This window comes from Pseudonocardia abyssalis (genome assembly GCF_019263705.2).
Taxonomy (GTDB): domain Bacteria; phylum Actinomycetota; class Actinomycetes; order Mycobacteriales; family Pseudonocardiaceae; genus Pseudonocardia; species Pseudonocardia abyssalis.
Window position 1 is genome coordinate 5,300,196 of sequence record NZ_JADQDK010000001.1, and the last position, 13,931, is coordinate 5,314,126.

Genomic DNA, 13,931 nt, shown 5'->3' on the forward strand with positions numbered 1-13,931 from the left:
CATGGTTTTCAAGGTCGGAGAGACCGTTGTCTACCCGCACCACGGTGCCGCTCTCATCGAGGCCATCGAAACCCGGACCATCAAGGGCGAGGAGCGCAAGTACCTCGTCCTGAAGGTGGCCCAGGGTGATCTCACGGTGCGTGTTCCCGCCGAGAACGCCGAGGTCGTCGGCGTTCGTGACGTGGTGGGCCAAGAGGGTCTCGACAAGGTGTTCGAGGTGCTTCGTGCACCGCACACCGAAGAGCCCACGAACTGGTCACGTCGGTACAAGGCCAACCTCGAGAAGCTGGCCTCCGGTGACGTGAACAAGGTGGCAGAGGTCGTCCGCGACCTGTGGCGCCGCGAGAAGGACCGTGGCCTGTCCGCGGGCGAGAAGCGCATGCTGGCCAAGGCCCGGCAGATCCTCGTCAGCGAGCTGGCCCTGGCCGAGGGCACCGACGAGGAGCGCGCCGAGGTTCTCCTCGACGAGGTTCTCGCCACCGCCAACGCCTGATCCCGCACCGCGTGCTCGTACACGCGGTCGTGGTCGTCGCGCCGTCCCCGGACGCCGGCAGTCTGCTCGGAGGCGTACCACTCGTGGTGCGTTCCGTGCAGGCGATGTTGGCCGTTCCGGGGATCCGGCGTGTCCATCTCCTGGTTCCACCGTCGCGCATGTCCGATGTGGACGTCGCGTGCGCAGGGCTGCCCGTAGCCGTCCACGGCTCGGTCGCTGCTCTCTGCGCAGGTGGTCGGTGGGCACACGCCGGTCAACGACCGGGTGGCGCCGTTGGTGACGGCCTGATGACGCACGGTTCCTGCGTGCTCGTCCACGATGCCGCCCGCCCACTCGTTCCGGTGGCGACGGCGCGGTCCGTCGTGGATGCGGTGTGCGCGGGCCACCGGGTCGTGGTGCCGGTGCTGCCGCTGGTCGACACCGTCAAGGAGGTCGACGCGGGCGGTCTGCTGCACGCCACCCCGGACCGGTCCACCCTGCGGGTCGTGCAGACGCCCCAGGGCTTCGACGGGTCCCAGGGCTTCGACGGGTCGCTGCTGCGCGCCGTGCTCGACGTCGCGCAGCACGATCCGGTGCGGGCCTGGACCGGTGCGGGTGAGAGCGTGCACACCGTGCCCGGACACCCGCTCGCCTTCGCCGTCCACGACGACTGGGACCGCGCCCTCGCCGAGCGGGCGATCCGCTCGTGAGGGTCGGCATCGGCACCGACGTGCACCCGGTGGAGGCGGGCCGCCCCTGCTGGGTGGCCGGACTGCTCTGGCCCGGCGTCGACGGCTGCGCGGGCCACTCCGACGGTGACGTCGCCGCCCACGCCCTGTGCGACGCGCTGCTCTCCGCCGCCGGGCTCGGGGACCTGGGTGCGGTGTTCGGCACCGGCCGTCCCGAGTGGTCGGGGGCGAGCGGGGTGACGCTGCTGGCCGAGGTGCGCCGGCTCGTCGAGGCCGACGGCTGGACCGTCGGCAACGCCGCGGTGCAGGTGATCGGCAACACCCCGAAGATCGGCACCCGCCGCGCCGAGGCCCAGCAGGTGCTCTCCGACGCGGTGGGCGGCCCGGTCGCGGTCTCCGGCACGACCACCGACGGCCTGGGCCTGACGGGCCGCGGCGAGGGCATCGCGGCCGTGGCCACGGCCCTTCTCCTGCGCCCCTGACCGCGAGTTTGCCGTTCGCGCACGGTGTCTTGTCCTGCTGGTCGGCAAAGACACCGAGCTCCGACCGCAAACTCGGCGTCAGAGGGGGCGGGCGACCATCCACAGGTGGCCGTACGGGTCGGCGAGGCGGCCGCCTCGCTCGCCGTAGTCGTGGTCGGCCACCGGGAAGAGCACCGTCGCGCCGTGGGCGACCATGCGGTCGGCCACCGCGTCCGGGTCGTCGACGTAGAGCGCGATGATCACCGGCACGGAGCCGGGCCGCGGGGCGGGATCGGTGTCGTCGGCGTCCTTCACCGCGAACCTGACGCCGTCCACGGCGACCATCGCGTGCTGGACCTTCCCGTCGGGTCCGGTGAAGCGCTCGGTCACCTCCCCGTCGAGGGCTGCGGAGTAGAAGGCCAGTGCGCTGTCGGCGTCCGCCACGACGAGGCGGGGGTAGAGATCGGTCATGGGTGCAGCGTGACGCAGCGCGCGGGCCCCGTCGTGGACAAAGCGGATGTCCCCTGCTAGGAGCCGGGACGGAGGGGGTCCGTACTCTGGACCGTGTGACCCTGCGCCTGTTCGACACCGCCACACGAGAGCAGCGGGACTTCGTCCCCGTGCGTCCCGGGGCTGCGTCGATCTACGTCTGTGGGGCCACCGTGCAGGGCCTGCCGCACATCGGGCACGTCCGCAGCGGGCTGAACTACGACGTGCTCCGGCGCTGGCTCGCCCATTCCGGGCTCGACGTCACGCTCGTCCGCAACGTCACCGACATCGACGACAAGATCCTCACCAAGGCCGCCGACCACGGTCGCCCCTGGTGGGAGTGGGCCGCCACGCACGAGCGCGCCTTCCAGGCCGCCTACGACGCGCTCGGCTGCCTGCCCGCGTCGCTCGAGCCGCGGGCCACCGGTCACGTGCCGCAGATGATCGAGCTGATGCAGCGGCTGATCGACGCCGGGCACGCCTACCCTGCGGGCGGCGACGTCTACTTCGCGGTGCGCTCCTTCCCGGAGTACGGGGCGCTGTCCGGCCAGCGCGTCGACGAGGTCGAGCAGGGCGAGGTGGAGTGCGGCGACAAGCGCGACGCCGTCGACTTCGCGCTGTGGAAGGCGGCCAAGCCGGGCGAGCCGAGCTGGCCGACCCCGTGGGGCGCCGGCCGTCCGGGCTGGCACCTGGAGTGCTCGGCGATGGCCACGACGTACCTGGGTGCGGAGTTCGACATCCACGGCGGCGGGCTCGACCTGGTGTTCCCGCACCACGAGAACGAGCTCGCGCAGAGCCACGCGGCGGGCGACCCGTTCGCCCGCTACTGGCTGCACAACGCCTGGGTCACCATGGGCGGTGAGAAGATGTCGAAGTCCCTGGGCAACACGCTCGGCATCGAGGTCCTGCTGCGCAGGGTCCGCGGCGTCGAGCTGCGCTACTACCTCGTCGGGCCGCACTACCGGTCCTCGATCGAGTTCTCCGACGCGGCGCTGCAGGAGGCCGTCGCGGCCTACCGGCGGATCGAGTCGTTCGTGCACCGGGTGCGCGAGCGGGTCGGGCTGCCCGACGTCGGCGCACCGACCGCGGCGTTCGGTGCGGCGCTCGACGACGACCTCGGCACGCCCGGCGCGCTCGCGGCCGTCCACAACACCGTGCGCGAGGGCAACACCGCACTCGACGCGGGCGACCGCGCCGGCGCCACGGCCGCCGCGGAGTCGGTGCGCGCGATGACCGCCGTGCTGGGCCTCGACCCGCTCGACCCCCGCTGGCTCGCGGGCTCCGGAGCCGACGACGCCACCGCGTCCGCGCTCACCGCACTGGTCGACGGGCTGCTCGCGCAGCGCACGAAGGCGCGGGCCGACCGCGACTTCGCCACAGCGGATGACGTGCGCGCCCGTCTCACCGCCGCCGGGGTGTCCGTGGAGGACGGCCCCGACGGACCCACCTGGACGCTCAAAGATGCTTGAGGAAGAAGAGAACTAGATGGCCGGCAACTCCCAGCGTCGCGGTGCGATGCGCAAGGACGGCACGAAGAAGGGGATGGTCGTCGGTTCCGGCGGTCAGCGGCGCAAGCAGCTCCAGGGCAAGGGACCGACCCCGCCCAAGGAGGAGCGTCCCCACCACCCCGCGGCGCGCCGGGCCAAGCTCGCGGAGCGCTCGGCGGCCAACCACGGCAAGCCGGGTACCACCGCCAACCGCCGTCGTGCGGGTGACGGCGAGACGCCGGAGACGGTGCTCGGCCGCAACCCCGTCGTCGAGTGCCTGCGCGCCGGGGTCCCGGCCACCGCGCTGCAGGTCGTCATCGGTGGCACCACAGACGAACGGGTGCGCGAGGCCCTGCACCTCGCCGCCGACATGGGCATCTCGATCCTCGAGGTCGCCAAGGGCGACATGGACAAGATGGCGGGCGGCGCGCTGCACCAGGGCCTCGCCCTGCAGGTGCCGCCGTACGCCTACGCCCACCCCGACGAGCTGCTGGAGATCGCGGCCGACAGCGGCGAGCCCGGCCTGGTCGTCGCGCTCGACGGCGTCACCGACCCGCGCAACCTCGGTGCCGTCGTGCGCTCGGTCGGCGCGTTCGGGGGCAACGGTGTGGTCGTGCCGCAGCGCCGCGCCGCCGGCATGACGGCCGTCGCCTGGCGCACCTCGGCGGGCACGGCGGCGCGCGTGCCGGTGGCCCGGGCCACGAACCTCACCCGCACGCTGCAGGAGTACGCGAGCGCGGGGCTGATGGTCGCGGGACTCGCCGCCGACGGTGACGTCACCCTCGACGAGTTCGAGCTCGCCACCGACCCGGTCGTGATCGTGATCGGGTCGGAGGGCAAGGGTCTGAGCCGGCTGGTCAAGCAGACGTGCGACCTCACGGTCTCGATCCCGATGGCCGGCCCGGTCGAGAGCCTGAACGCCTCGGTGGCGGCCGGTGTGGTGCTCGCCGAGATCGCGCGCCAGCGCCGGGCGCGCCTGCGCTGAGCCTTAGGCGGCGACGACGGTGGCCCGCCCGCGCAGGCGGGCCACCACCCGGCAGCCGACGTAGAGGACGAACGAGATCGCGGCGACGTAGCCCGACACCGGCAGCCCGGGGGCCAGTGACAGCAGTGCTCCGCCCACCAGCGCGATCTCGGCGAACAGCACCGCGATCACCGTGGCGGCCAACGGGCTCGCGGTGACGCGCGCGGCCGCCGCGCCCGGCGCGATCATCACCGACAGCACCAGGATCGCCCCGACGATCGGCACCGCGAGGGCCGTGACGAGCCCGACGAGCACCGCGAACACCAGCGACAGAGCCCGTACCGGCACCCCGCGCGCGACGGCGACGTCCGGGTCGGTGCTGGCGAACAGCAGCGGGCGGTAGAGCACCGCGAGCACCGCGATCACGACGACGGCGACGACCGCGAGCACGATCAGGTCGGCACTGTTGACCGACACGATCGACCCCGTGAGCAGTCCGAACTTGTTGGACGCCCGTCCGCTGTAGAGCGAGAGCATCAGCACTCCGAGGCCGAGCCCGAACGCGAGCACCACCCCGATCACGGAGTCGCGCTCGCGTTGCCGCAGCCCGAGGATGCCGAACACCAGCCCCGCGACGACGGCCCCCACGACCGCCCCGATCCCGACGCCGACGCCGATCAGCAGGGCCGCGGCGCCGCCGGTGAACGCGAGCTCCGCGGTGCCGTGCACGGCGAACGCCATGCCGCGGGAGACGATCAGCGGGGCGAGTGCGCCCGCGACGATCCCGAGCACCGCGCAGGCGATCAGCGCGTTCTGCACGAAGTCGAACGTCAGCAGCTGGCCGATGCCCTCGAAGCTGAACAGCCGGTCCATCAGTGGTGCACCCCGTTGCGGCCGTCGGCACCGACCACGACGAGCCGGTCGCGCACCCGCAGCACGTCGACGTCGGTGCCGTACAGCTCGGAGAGCACCGTCGACGTCATCACCTCCGACGGCGGCCCGATCCGGAACTTCCCGTTGACGAGGTAGAGGACCCGGTCGACGAGCGGCAGCACCGGGTTGATCTCGTGGGTGACGAACAGGACCGCGGTGTCGTGGTCGCGGCGCCGGGCGTCGATCAGGTCGGTGACGGTGCGCTGGTGGGCGAGGTCGAGCGAGAGCAGCGGTTCGTCGCACAGCAGCACGTCGGGGTCGCCGACGAGGGCCTGGGCGACGCGCAGGCGCTGCTGCTCGCCGCCGGAGAGGCGCCCGACCGGCGAGTGGGCGTAGCCGGTGCCGCCGACGGACGCGAGTGCCGCCTCGACCTTCGCCCGGCGCTCGCGACGCCCGCGCAGGCCGAGCCCGAGGCGGTGGCCGTCGAGTCCGAGGCCGACGAGATCGCGCCCGCGCAGCGGCAGGTCGGGATCGAGCGCCTTCTGCTGCGGCACGTACCCGATCGTCGGGTTGCCCCGGCGGGGAGCGGTGCCCGCTATCCGCACCTCACCGCCGGAGAGCGGCAGCAGTCCCAGCAGGACCCGCATCAGTGTGGTCTTGCCCGAGCCGTTCGGGCCGAGCACGGCGAGGAACTCCCCGCGTGCCACGTCGAGGTCGAGCCCGTCCCAGAGCGTGCGCTCGCCGAAGCGGACGCTCGCGCCCCGCAGGGCCACGGCGGGGGCGACGGCGGGCACGCGCTCCAGTGTGACGACCATCAGACGGGGTTCAGCGCGGCGGTCAGCGCCTCGACCTGAGCGGCCATCCAGCCGAGGTAGTCGGTGCCCTCGGGCAGCGTCTCGGTGACCTCGACGACCGGCACACCCGCCGCGTCCGCGGCCTGGCGCACCTGGTCGGTGGTGGGTGTCTCGGTCTGGGCGTTGAGGATCAGGGCGCGCAGCGGGTCCGGGGTGGCCGGGTCGAACAGGGCGAGTGTGGCGGCGACGACGGCCGCGGGCGGGTCGGTGTCCTCCTCGACGGCCTCGGAGAACTCCGGCGGGGTCGCGTCGATCAGGCCCGCGGTCTCGATGAGGTAGCCGGGGATCGGCTCGGTGACGGCGACGCGACCGCCCGGCACCGAGGCACCGACGGCCTCCACCCGCTCGATGAGACCCGCGACCGAGGCGTCGAAGGACTGCGCGTTCGCGGTGTAGGTGGCGGCGTTCGCGGGGTCGGCGGCCCCGAGCTCCTGCGCCAGCCGGTCGGCGAGGGTCTGCATCGTGGGCAGGCTGTACCAGAAGTGCTCGTTGAACTCGCCGTGGTCGTGCCCGTCGTCCGCCGAGTGCTCCTCGCCCGCCTCCTCGGCGGGGACCAGCCCGGAGAGCTCCGCGACGTCGATGACGGTCCGCTCGCCGCCCGCGGACTCCAGCAGCTGCGGCATGAACTCGTCGTACCCGCCGCCGTTGTAGACGACGACGTCGCCGCCCGCGACGGTGGCGGCGTCGGCGGGGGTGCTCTCGTAGGAGTGCGGGTCGGCGGCGGGGTCGCTGATCAGCGAGGTGACCGTGACCGCGGCGCCCCCGACGGCCTCCGCGATGCTGCCGTAGACGTTCGTCGACGCGACGACGGTGAGCGTGCCGTCGTCGGCGGCGGCGGGTGTGGGTGCCCCGCCCGAGCCGCAGGCGGTCAGCGTGAGGGCGGCGAGGGCGGTGGCCGCCCCGGCCAGTGGACGCAGTCGCATGCGACGAACTCCCGTGCAGTAGCGATAACCGTTGTCGATTCACTCTAGCGTGTGGTGCGGGTGCGGGGCCGCCGGGCTTTCGACCCCGCGTCTGAACCGTTACGGTTGCCCCGATGCGCGGATCCCGTGACGTACGGCGCCCGGCGACGCTCGCGTCCCTGGCCGCCGAGCTCGGCGTGTCCCGCACCACCGTCTCCAACGCCTACAACCGCCCCGACCAGCTCTCCGCCCCGTTGCGGGCGCGGGTACTGGAGGCGGCCCGGCGGCTCGGCTACCCCGGGCCCGACCCCGTCGCCCGGTCCCTGCGGACGCGCCGCGCGGGCGCGGTGGGGCTGCTGCTCACCGAGGCGCTGTCCTACGCGTTCCGCGACCCGGCGGCCACCGGCTTCCTGGAGGGGCTGGCGCTGGCCTGCGAGCGGGCGGGGTCCGGGCTGCTGCTGGTGCCGGTCAGTCCCGAACTCGCCGACGTCACCGCGGTGCACCAGGCGGGCGTCGACGGCTTCGTCGTCTACTCGGTGCGCGAGGACGACCCGCACTTCAAGGCCGTGCTGGAGCGTCCGGTGCCCACCGTGGTGTGCGACCAGCCGCTGCACGTCGAGGGTGTCGACCGGGTGGGCATCGACGACCGCGCCGCGATGCTCGACCTCGCCCGCCACCTCACCGGGCTGGGCCACCGGCGCATCGGGGTGCTCTGCATGCGCCTGGGCACCGGGCGATACGACGGCCCGGCCGACGACGACCGGCAGAACGGCTCGACCTACCCGGTACAGCGCAACAGGCTCGGCGGCCTGCGGGACGGGCTCGCCGAGGCCGGGATCGACTGGGCGGGCGTCCCCGTGCACGAGCGGTTCGCCCACAGCGTCGACGCGGGACAGTCGGCCGCAGCGGAGCTCCTCGCCGCCCACCCGGAGATCACCGCGATCGCCTGCACGTCCGACATCCTCGCCCTCGGCGCGCTGCGCCACGCCGCCGAGCGCGGGCTGAGCGTGCCCGAGGACCTCACGGTCACGGGCTTCGACGGCGTCCCGGAGGGCCTGCGCGCCGGGCTGACGACGGTCCGCCAGCCCGTCCTGGAGAAGGGGCGGGCGGCCGGTGAGCTGCTGCTCGACCGCGGCGACCGCAACCGACCCCGCACCGTCCTGCTGCCCACCGAGCTGATCGTCGGTACCACCGGGGCGGCGCCGCGCGCGGAGCGCTGGTTCCCCGGCTGGTAGCTAGGCCTGCGAACGGGTGGCGAGCAGCAGTTCCAGCACCCGGGCGACGTCGGGCGGGCCCGCGACCCGGTGACCGGCCACGGTGTCGCCGTCGCCGACCTTCACCCCGACGTCGCCGGGGCCCAGCCGGGCGAACGCGGTCTCGTCGGTGACGTCGTCGCCCGCGAAGAGCACCGCGTCGGCGCCCACGCGCTCGCGCAGCACGTCGACGGCCATGCCCTTGTTCACCTGTAGTACGGCGAGGTCGAGCACGTCCTTGCCCGGGGTGGCGTCGACGCCGGGGCGGGCGGCGGGGCCGGTGCGCACGGCGTCGAGCACCCGCGGACCGACCTCGGGCCCGGTGCCCCGCACGTGCACCGCGATCCCCGCGGGCTTGTGCTCGAGCTTCACGCCCGGCTCGCCGTCGACGAGCGCGGTGACCTCGGCGGTCAGGGCGTCGAGCAGGGCGCGCTGGTCGTCGTCGAGGACGGCGCCGCCGTCGTCGAACTCCCCGCCGTGGCTGCCGACCAGCCGGATCGGCGTGCCGAAGCCGGAGGTGGCGGCGAGGTCGGCCAGCCCGCGTCCGGAGACCAGCGCCACGACGGTGCCGGGCAGCGTCGCGAGCGAGCCGAGCGCTGCGGCCGACTCCGGCAGCGGTCGCGACTCCGACGGCACGTCGACGAGGGGGGCGAGCACGCCGTCGAAGTCGAGGGCGACGAGCAGCGTTCTCGCCGAAGCGATCTCGCGGATCGCGGCGTCGAGGTCGGTCACGACGGCAGCCCCAGCGCGTCGAGGAAGGAGCGGGCCCAGCGGTCGACGTCGTTCGAGAGCACCTGGCGGCGCAGCGACTTCATCCGCTTGCGCGACTCCGCCGCCGGCATCGTCAACGCCTGGTGCAGCGCGTTCTTGACTCCGTCGGTGTCGTGCGGGTTGACCAGCACCGACTCCTTGAGCTCGATCGCGGCGCCGGCGAACTCCGAGAGCACGAGCACGCCGCCGAGGTCGCTGCGGCAGGCCACGTACTCCTTGGCGACGAGGTTCATACCGTCGCGCAGGGGCGTGACCAGCATGACGTCGGCGGCGACGAAGAACGCGGCGAGCTCGTCGCGGGGCAGCGCCTGGTGCAGGTAGTGCAGCACCGGGTGCCCGACGCGCGCGAACGTGCCGTTGATCCGGCCCACCGACTGCTCGATGCCCGCGCGCATCGTCTGGTAGTGCTCGACGCGCTCGCGGCTGGGTGTGGCGAGCTGGATCATCACGGTGTCGCCGGCGCGGTCCTCCTGCAGCAGCTCCTCGAACGCCCGGAGCCGGACGTCGATGCCCTTGGTGTAGTCGAGGCGGTCGACGCCGAGGATGACGCGCTCCGGGTTGCCCAGGTCGTTGCGGATCTCCTTCGCGCGCTGCTGCACCTCCGGGGTGCGGGAGAGCTCGTCGAGCTGCGCGGAGTCGATGGAGATCGGGAACGCGCCGAGCTTGACGGTGCGCCCGTCGTAGCTGACCTCGTTGCGCGCGCCCGGCTTGGCGTCGGTGAAGCGGGTGGCGAGCCAGCGGAAGTTGCGGACGCCGCCGGGGGTGTGGAAGCCGACGAGGTCGGCGCCGAGCAGCCCCTCGACGATCTCCTTGCGCCACGGCAGCTGCTGGTAGAGCTCCGTGGGTGGGAACGGGATGTGCAGGAAGAAGCCGATGCGCAGGTCGGGGCGCAGCACGCGTAGCTCCGCGGGGAGGAGCTGGAGCTGGTAGTCCTGGATCCAGACCGTGGCGTTCGGCGCGGCCACCTCGGCGACGGCCTCGGCGAACCGCTTGTTGACCCGGACGTAGGCCTGCCACCAGTGCCGGTGGAACGCGGGCGGTGCGACGACGTCGTGGTAGAGCGGCCACAGCGTGCCGTTGGAGAAACCCTCGTAGTAGTCCTCGACGTCCTTCGACGTGAGCATCACCGGGTGCAGCGTCAGCCCGTCCTCGACGAACGGCTCGGCCTCGGCGTCGGCGAGACCCGGCCAGCCGACCCACGCCCCCTCACGGCTGCGCAGCATCGGCTCCAGCGCTGTGACCAGGCCGCCGGGGCTGCGCTTCCACCGCTGCGTGCCGTCCGGGAGCTTCTCCAGGTCCACCGGCAGCCGGTTGGCCACCACCACGAACTCGGCGCTCTGTTCGGCCACGGACTCTCCTCGTCGTACGGGTCATCGACGGCGGTGAGCCTACGCGGCGCCGGGCTCCGGTGCGGGTTCCGCGACGGCCGGTCCGGACGGGCGGACCGGGCGCGTCAGGAAGTCGCCGAGGGCCACCCCGGCTGCGAGGGCGAGCCCGATGCCCAGTGCGAGCGTGATCGTCACCAGGCCGTCGGAGACGCCCTCGATGGCGAGCTGGTAGAAGCCGCGGTAGGCGCTGAACCCGGGCAGCAGCGGGGTGATGCCGGCCAGGGTGATCACCAGTGGCGGCACCCCGCCGCCGCGGCGGAACAGGCCCGCGGCGAGCCCGACGACGATCGCGGCGGCGCCGGTCGCGGCCACCGGGCCGATGCCCGCGACCTGCACCAGCAGGCTGTAGCTGCTGAAACCGGCCGCGCCGGCGATCGCCGCGGCCAGCAGCGAGCGCCCGGGGGCGTAGCCGGCGAGCGCGTAGCAGGCGGCGGCGACCCCTGCGGCCACGGTGGACAGCCAGAACCGCCCGATCCCGGTCGGCAGTTCGCCCGCCACCTCCAGCGGCGGCGCGAACTCCAGCCCGACGCGCAGGCCCATCACGACCCCGACCAGCAGACCGGCGGAGAGCAGGAGGATCTCCATCGCCCGGCCCGCCGAGGTGACGTAGTTGCCGGTGATCGCGTCCTGCACGGTGCCGACGACCGACAGGCCGGACAACAGCACCGTGATCGTCGCGGCGATGACGAGCGACGGCCGGGTGCCCGGCGGGAACGCGCCGACGCCGAACAGGGTCACCGTCGCGCCCGTGGCGAGCGCCCCGCCGACGACCTGCTGGAAGAACGCGGGCAGTCCGCGGCGGTTGAGCAGCCGCCCGATCCGGTCGATCGCGGCGGTGACGGCGAACGCGTAGAGGCCGGTGATCCAGCCGCCGCCGAGGAGCACCGCGATCGACGCGGCCAGCCCGGCCCACCCGACCGTGGCCACCCATCGCGGGTACGGGTGCCGCGAGCGGACGGCCTCGGACAGCTCGATCGCCGCGGTGCGCACGTCGACCGAGCCGCTCTCGACGCGCTCGATGATCCTCCCGACGGCGATCAGCCGCGTGAGGTCGAGCGAGCGGTACTGCACCAGCCGCATCGACGTCACCGGGGCGGCGGCCATCCCGCGATGGCAGCACATGGTGATCGAGGTGAACGTGATGTCCACGTCGACCGCCGAGAGGCCCGCCGCCGCCGCCAGGCGCAGCATGACACCCGTCGTCTCGTCGACGCTCTCGCCGCTGGACAGCAGCACCTCGCCCACGCGCATACAGAGGTCGAGCACCTCCTGCACCCGGGCGTCGTCGGGTACCTGGGGCCCGATCGGCCACAGCAGCTGCATGCTGGGCGGCCCGGGTTGCAGCAGGTCGTGGGCCTCCTTGCGGAGCTTGCTGCGGACGCGCCGGGTGAAGCGGGGGGGCTGGTCGGACATGCTCAGCCGCTCGTGACGGCGAGGGTCGTGCGGGGCATGGACGCCAGGGTAGGGGCCGTCAGACGACGGCTGCGGCGGGCGTCGTCACGGCGTCCGCGGGATCGAGCCGACGCGCCGTGAGCAGGGCGATCACGGCGAGACCCGCTGTGGCGAGCATCACCACGGCCATCGCCGCCGCGCTCGATCCGACGAGCGGCGACACGGCGGCACCCAGCCCGAACTGGAGGGCCCCGAGCAGGGCCGACCCGGTGCCGGCGACGTCACGGACGTGGTTCGTGGCCAGCGCGGTCGCGTTGCCCATGATCAGTCCCAGGCTCGCCACGGTCAGGAACAGCAGCGCCAGCACCGGCCAGGTCGGGGCGCCGGCCAGCGTCACCACCACCAGCAGCGCCGCGGCGGCCGTGACGAGTACCGCGACGCCGATCGTGGCCTTGAGTCGCGGGTCGGCGTCCCAGCGCGCGCCGAGCAGGGAGGCGAGGACCAGGCCCCCCGCGTTCGCCGCGAACGCCGCTGCGTACCCGGTCGTCGAGAGGCCCAGCACGTCCTGCAGCACGAACGACGACCCGGAGATGTAGGCGAACATGGTGCTGAACGACAGGCCGAGCACCAGGGTCCAGGCGAGGTAGGGGCCGCGGCGCAGGACCGAGGCGATGTCGGCGGCGGTGCGGCGCAGACCGCCGCTGCGACGGCGCTCCACGGGCAGCGACTCGGGAACCGCCACCAGCACGCCGACCACCATCAGCACGGCGAGCCCGGCCAGTACGCCGAAGATCCCGCGCCAGCCGATCGACTCGACCAGTCCGCTGCCGATCAGTGGCGCGACGACCGGGGCGACCCCGTTGATCGCCATCATCAGCGTGAACAGCTGGGCGGTGCGGCGACCCGAGGTCCGGTCGACGATCACCGCGCGCGCCAGCACGATGCCCGCCGCTCCCGCGAAGCCCTGGACGAACCGCGCACCCACCATGAACTCGATGCTCGGCGCGAACGCCACCGCGACCCCGGCCAGCGTGCACACCGAGGCGCCGATCAGGAGCAGCGGCCGCCGCCCGCGCGCGTCGGACAGTGGGCCGATGACGAGCTGCCCGACCGCGAGCCCCACCAGGAACGCGGTGAGCGTCAGCTGCACCCCCGACGCGGTCGTGCCGAGGTCGTCGACGACGTGGGGGAGTGCGGGCAGGTACATGTCCGTGGCGAGCGGCGCGATCGACGTCAGCAGGGCGAGGACGGTGATCCAGAGCTTCTCGGCACGAGGCATAGTTATGACGTTAGATATAAAATAGTCGCGTAGCCTGCCGGATGTGACCGACTCGGAGCTCCGGACCATCGCCACCGCCGTCCACGTGCTGTCCCGGTCCCTGCACCGCCGCGGCGTCGCGCAGGTGGGTCTCGACGTCCTGCCGCCGTCGGAGTCGGAGGTGCTGCAGCAGATCGGGGCCCGTCCGGGGTCCTCGGTCTCCGAGGTCGCCCGCGCCCTGCGCCTGCAGACCAGCAACGTCAGCACGTCCGTCCGCGGCCTCGTCGCCCGCGGCCTGGTCGACCGCACCACCGATCCCGACGACCAGCGCCGTACGCTCCTGTGGCACAGCCCCGACGCGGTGCGGCACCGGGAGATGCTGGAGAAGGCCTGGGCCGCCATCCTCGCCGACCTGCTCTCCGGTGACGACGAAGCCCTCCTCCGCGCCGCCGCCCCCGCCATCGAGCGCCTGGCCCGGGCCGTCACGGCCGACCCGGCCCGGACGCTCTAGGATCGACACACCGGCCGGTGTAGCTCAGTGGTAGAGCACTCGCCTTGTAAGCGAAAGGTCGTCGGTTCGATCCCGACCTCCGGCTCCAGGTCTGACCAGCAGCTTCTTCACCGACAAGATCGTCTTTGCGACACTCGTGCCACGGGATGTGCCGCGAACCGCGGGAC

General features: G+C 73.2%; 15 protein-coding genes and 1 tRNA gene. 8 read left to right on the plus strand and 8 right to left on the minus strand.

All coding sequences use genetic code 11. The features are described 5' to 3' along the window. Position 1 precedes the first annotated feature (1 nt). The 3 genes from I4I81_RS26025 to ispF all read left to right on the plus strand — a co-directional run bounded on the left by I4I81_RS26025 (position 2) and on the right by ispF (position 1,643). Entirely contained in the window at positions 2-493 is a 492-nt protein-coding gene (locus tag I4I81_RS26025; RefSeq protein ID WP_073457680.1) for a CarD family transcriptional regulator, read from the plus strand. A gap of 104 nt (positions 494-597) precedes the next feature. After that, positions 598-1,182 (plus strand): IspD/TarI family cytidylyltransferase, encoded by a 585-nt coding sequence (locus I4I81_RS26030; protein WP_218601062.1) that lies wholly within the window; start codon positions 598-600, stop codon positions 1,180-1,182. After that, a complete protein-coding gene (gene ispF, locus I4I81_RS26035; RefSeq protein WP_218601055.1) occupies positions 1,179-1,643 on the plus strand; it encodes a 2-C-methyl-D-erythritol 2,4-cyclodiphosphate synthase in 465 nt (154 codons plus the stop codon). The genes I4I81_RS26030 and ispF overlap by 4 nt, the downstream gene beginning before the upstream one ends. A 78-nt stretch (positions 1,644-1,721) precedes the next feature. Here ispF and I4I81_RS26040 read toward each other — a convergent pair whose 3' ends face one another. Then, positions 1,722-2,093, minus strand: coding sequence for a VOC family protein (locus tag I4I81_RS26040; protein ID WP_225924698.1), 372 nt, complete (start codon positions 2,091-2,093; stop codon positions 1,722-1,724). Between the two features lie 95 nt (positions 2,094-2,188). Here I4I81_RS26040 and cysS point away from each other — a divergent pair, with 95 nt between their 5' ends. Beyond that, positions 2,189-3,580 carry a cysteine--tRNA ligase gene (gene cysS / locus I4I81_RS26045; RefSeq protein WP_218601054.1) on the plus strand — a complete coding sequence of 464 codons (1,392 nt, stop codon included), beginning with the start codon at positions 2,189-2,191 and terminating at the stop codon, positions 3,578-3,580. Positions 3,581-3,596: 16 nt separating this feature from the next. Continuing rightward, a complete protein-coding gene (gene rlmB, locus I4I81_RS26050) occupies positions 3,597-4,583 on the plus strand; it encodes a 23S rRNA (guanosine(2251)-2'-O)-methyltransferase RlmB (protein WP_218601053.1) in 987 nt (328 codons plus the stop codon). A gap of 3 nt (positions 4,584-4,586) precedes the next feature. Here rlmB and I4I81_RS26055 read toward each other — a convergent pair whose 3' ends face one another. Genes I4I81_RS26055 through I4I81_RS26065 form a run of 3 tightly spaced genes read right to left on the minus strand, consistent with a single transcriptional unit; the run spans position 4,587 to position 7,212 of the window. Further along, positions 4,587-5,435: a metal ABC transporter permease gene (locus I4I81_RS26055; RefSeq protein WP_218601052.1), complete on the minus strand. Its 849-nt coding sequence runs from the start codon at positions 5,433-5,435 to the stop codon at positions 4,587-4,589. Further along, positions 5,435-6,250, minus strand: coding sequence for a metal ABC transporter ATP-binding protein (locus tag I4I81_RS26060; RefSeq protein ID WP_218601051.1), 816 nt, complete (start codon positions 6,248-6,250; stop codon positions 5,435-5,437). The genes I4I81_RS26055 and I4I81_RS26060 overlap by 1 nt, the downstream gene beginning before the upstream one ends. Further along, on the minus strand, positions 6,250-7,212 hold the full coding sequence (locus I4I81_RS26065) for a metal ABC transporter solute-binding protein, Zn/Mn family (protein WP_218601050.1): 963 nt from the start codon (positions 7,210-7,212) through the stop codon (positions 6,250-6,252). Before I4I81_RS26065 ends, I4I81_RS26060 begins: the two co-directional genes overlap by 1 nt. A 113-nt stretch (positions 7,213-7,325) precedes the next feature. Between I4I81_RS26065 and I4I81_RS26070 the strand changes: the two genes are divergently transcribed. Beyond that, complete coding sequence (locus I4I81_RS26070; RefSeq protein WP_218601049.1) at positions 7,326-8,426, plus strand: LacI family DNA-binding transcriptional regulator; 1,101 nt, start codon at positions 7,326-7,328, stop codon at positions 8,424-8,426. On the opposite strand, the gene otsB is transcribed toward I4I81_RS26070, so the two are convergent. The 4 genes from otsB to I4I81_RS26090 are packed head-to-tail and all read right to left on the minus strand — an operon-like array spanning position 8,427 to position 13,274. Further along, on the minus strand, positions 8,427-9,176 hold the full coding sequence (gene otsB / locus I4I81_RS26075) for a trehalose-phosphatase (protein ID WP_226363579.1): 750 nt from the start codon (positions 9,174-9,176) through the stop codon (positions 8,427-8,429). Further along, entirely contained in the window at positions 9,173-10,564 is a 1,392-nt protein-coding gene (locus I4I81_RS26080; RefSeq protein WP_218601048.1) for an alpha,alpha-trehalose-phosphate synthase (UDP-forming), read from the minus strand. The genes otsB and I4I81_RS26080 overlap by 4 nt, the downstream gene beginning before the upstream one ends. Positions 10,565-10,603: 39 nt before the next feature. Further along, positions 10,604-12,016, minus strand: coding sequence for a threonine/serine exporter family protein (locus I4I81_RS26085; RefSeq protein WP_218601047.1), 1,413 nt, complete (start codon positions 12,014-12,016; stop codon positions 10,604-10,606). A gap of 58 nt (positions 12,017-12,074) precedes the next feature. Next, entirely contained in the window at positions 12,075-13,274 is a 1,200-nt protein-coding gene (locus I4I81_RS26090) for a multidrug effflux MFS transporter (protein ID WP_218601046.1), read from the minus strand. A gap of 43 nt (positions 13,275-13,317) precedes the next feature. Between I4I81_RS26090 and I4I81_RS26095 the strand changes: the two genes are divergently transcribed. Both I4I81_RS26095 and I4I81_RS26100 read left to right on the plus strand, forming a co-directional pair. Further along, positions 13,318-13,764 carry a MarR family winged helix-turn-helix transcriptional regulator gene (locus tag I4I81_RS26095; RefSeq protein WP_218601045.1) on the plus strand — a complete coding sequence of 149 codons (447 nt, stop codon included), beginning with the start codon at positions 13,318-13,320 and terminating at the stop codon, positions 13,762-13,764. 13 nt (positions 13,765-13,777) lie between these two features. Further along, positions 13,778-13,852, plus strand: a tRNA-Thr gene (locus tag I4I81_RS26100). Positions 13,853-13,931 lie beyond the last annotated feature (79 nt).

Excerpts from the sequence above, each read along its gene's own strand:
- I4I81_RS26025 (WP_073457680.1), top strand. The coding sequence starts at position 2 with ATGGTTTTCAAGGTCGGAGAGACCGTTGTCTACCCGCACCACGGTGCC.
- I4I81_RS26030 (WP_218601062.1), top strand. The coding sequence starts at position 598 with ATGTTGGCCGTTCCGGGGATCCGGCGTGTCCATCTCCTGGTTCCACCG.
- I4I81_RS26040 (WP_225924698.1), bottom strand. The coding sequence starts at position 2,093 with ATGACCGATCTCTACCCCCGCCTCGTCGTGGCGGACGCCGACAGCGCA.
- rlmB (WP_218601053.1), top strand. The coding sequence starts at position 3,597 with ATGGCCGGCAACTCCCAGCGTCGCGGTGCGATGCGCAAGGACGGCACG.
- I4I81_RS26055 (WP_218601052.1), bottom strand. The coding sequence starts at position 5,435 with ATGGACCGGCTGTTCAGCTTCGAGGGCATCGGCCAGCTGCTGACGTTC.
- I4I81_RS26060 (WP_218601051.1), bottom strand. The coding sequence starts at position 6,250 with ATGGTCGTCACACTGGAGCGCGTGCCCGCCGTCGCCCCCGCCGTGGCC.
- I4I81_RS26065 (WP_218601050.1), bottom strand. The coding sequence starts at position 7,212 with ATGCGACTGCGTCCACTGGCCGGGGCGGCCACCGCCCTCGCCGCCCTC.
- I4I81_RS26070 (WP_218601049.1), top strand. The coding sequence starts at position 7,326 with ATGCGCGGATCCCGTGACGTACGGCGCCCGGCGACGCTCGCGTCCCTG.
- I4I81_RS26085 (WP_218601047.1), bottom strand. The coding sequence starts at position 12,016 with ATGTCCGACCAGCCCCCCCGCTTCACCCGGCGCGTCCGCAGCAAGCTC.
- I4I81_RS26090 (WP_218601046.1), bottom strand. The coding sequence starts at position 13,274 with ATGCCTCGTGCCGAGAAGCTCTGGATCACCGTCCTCGCCCTGCTGACG.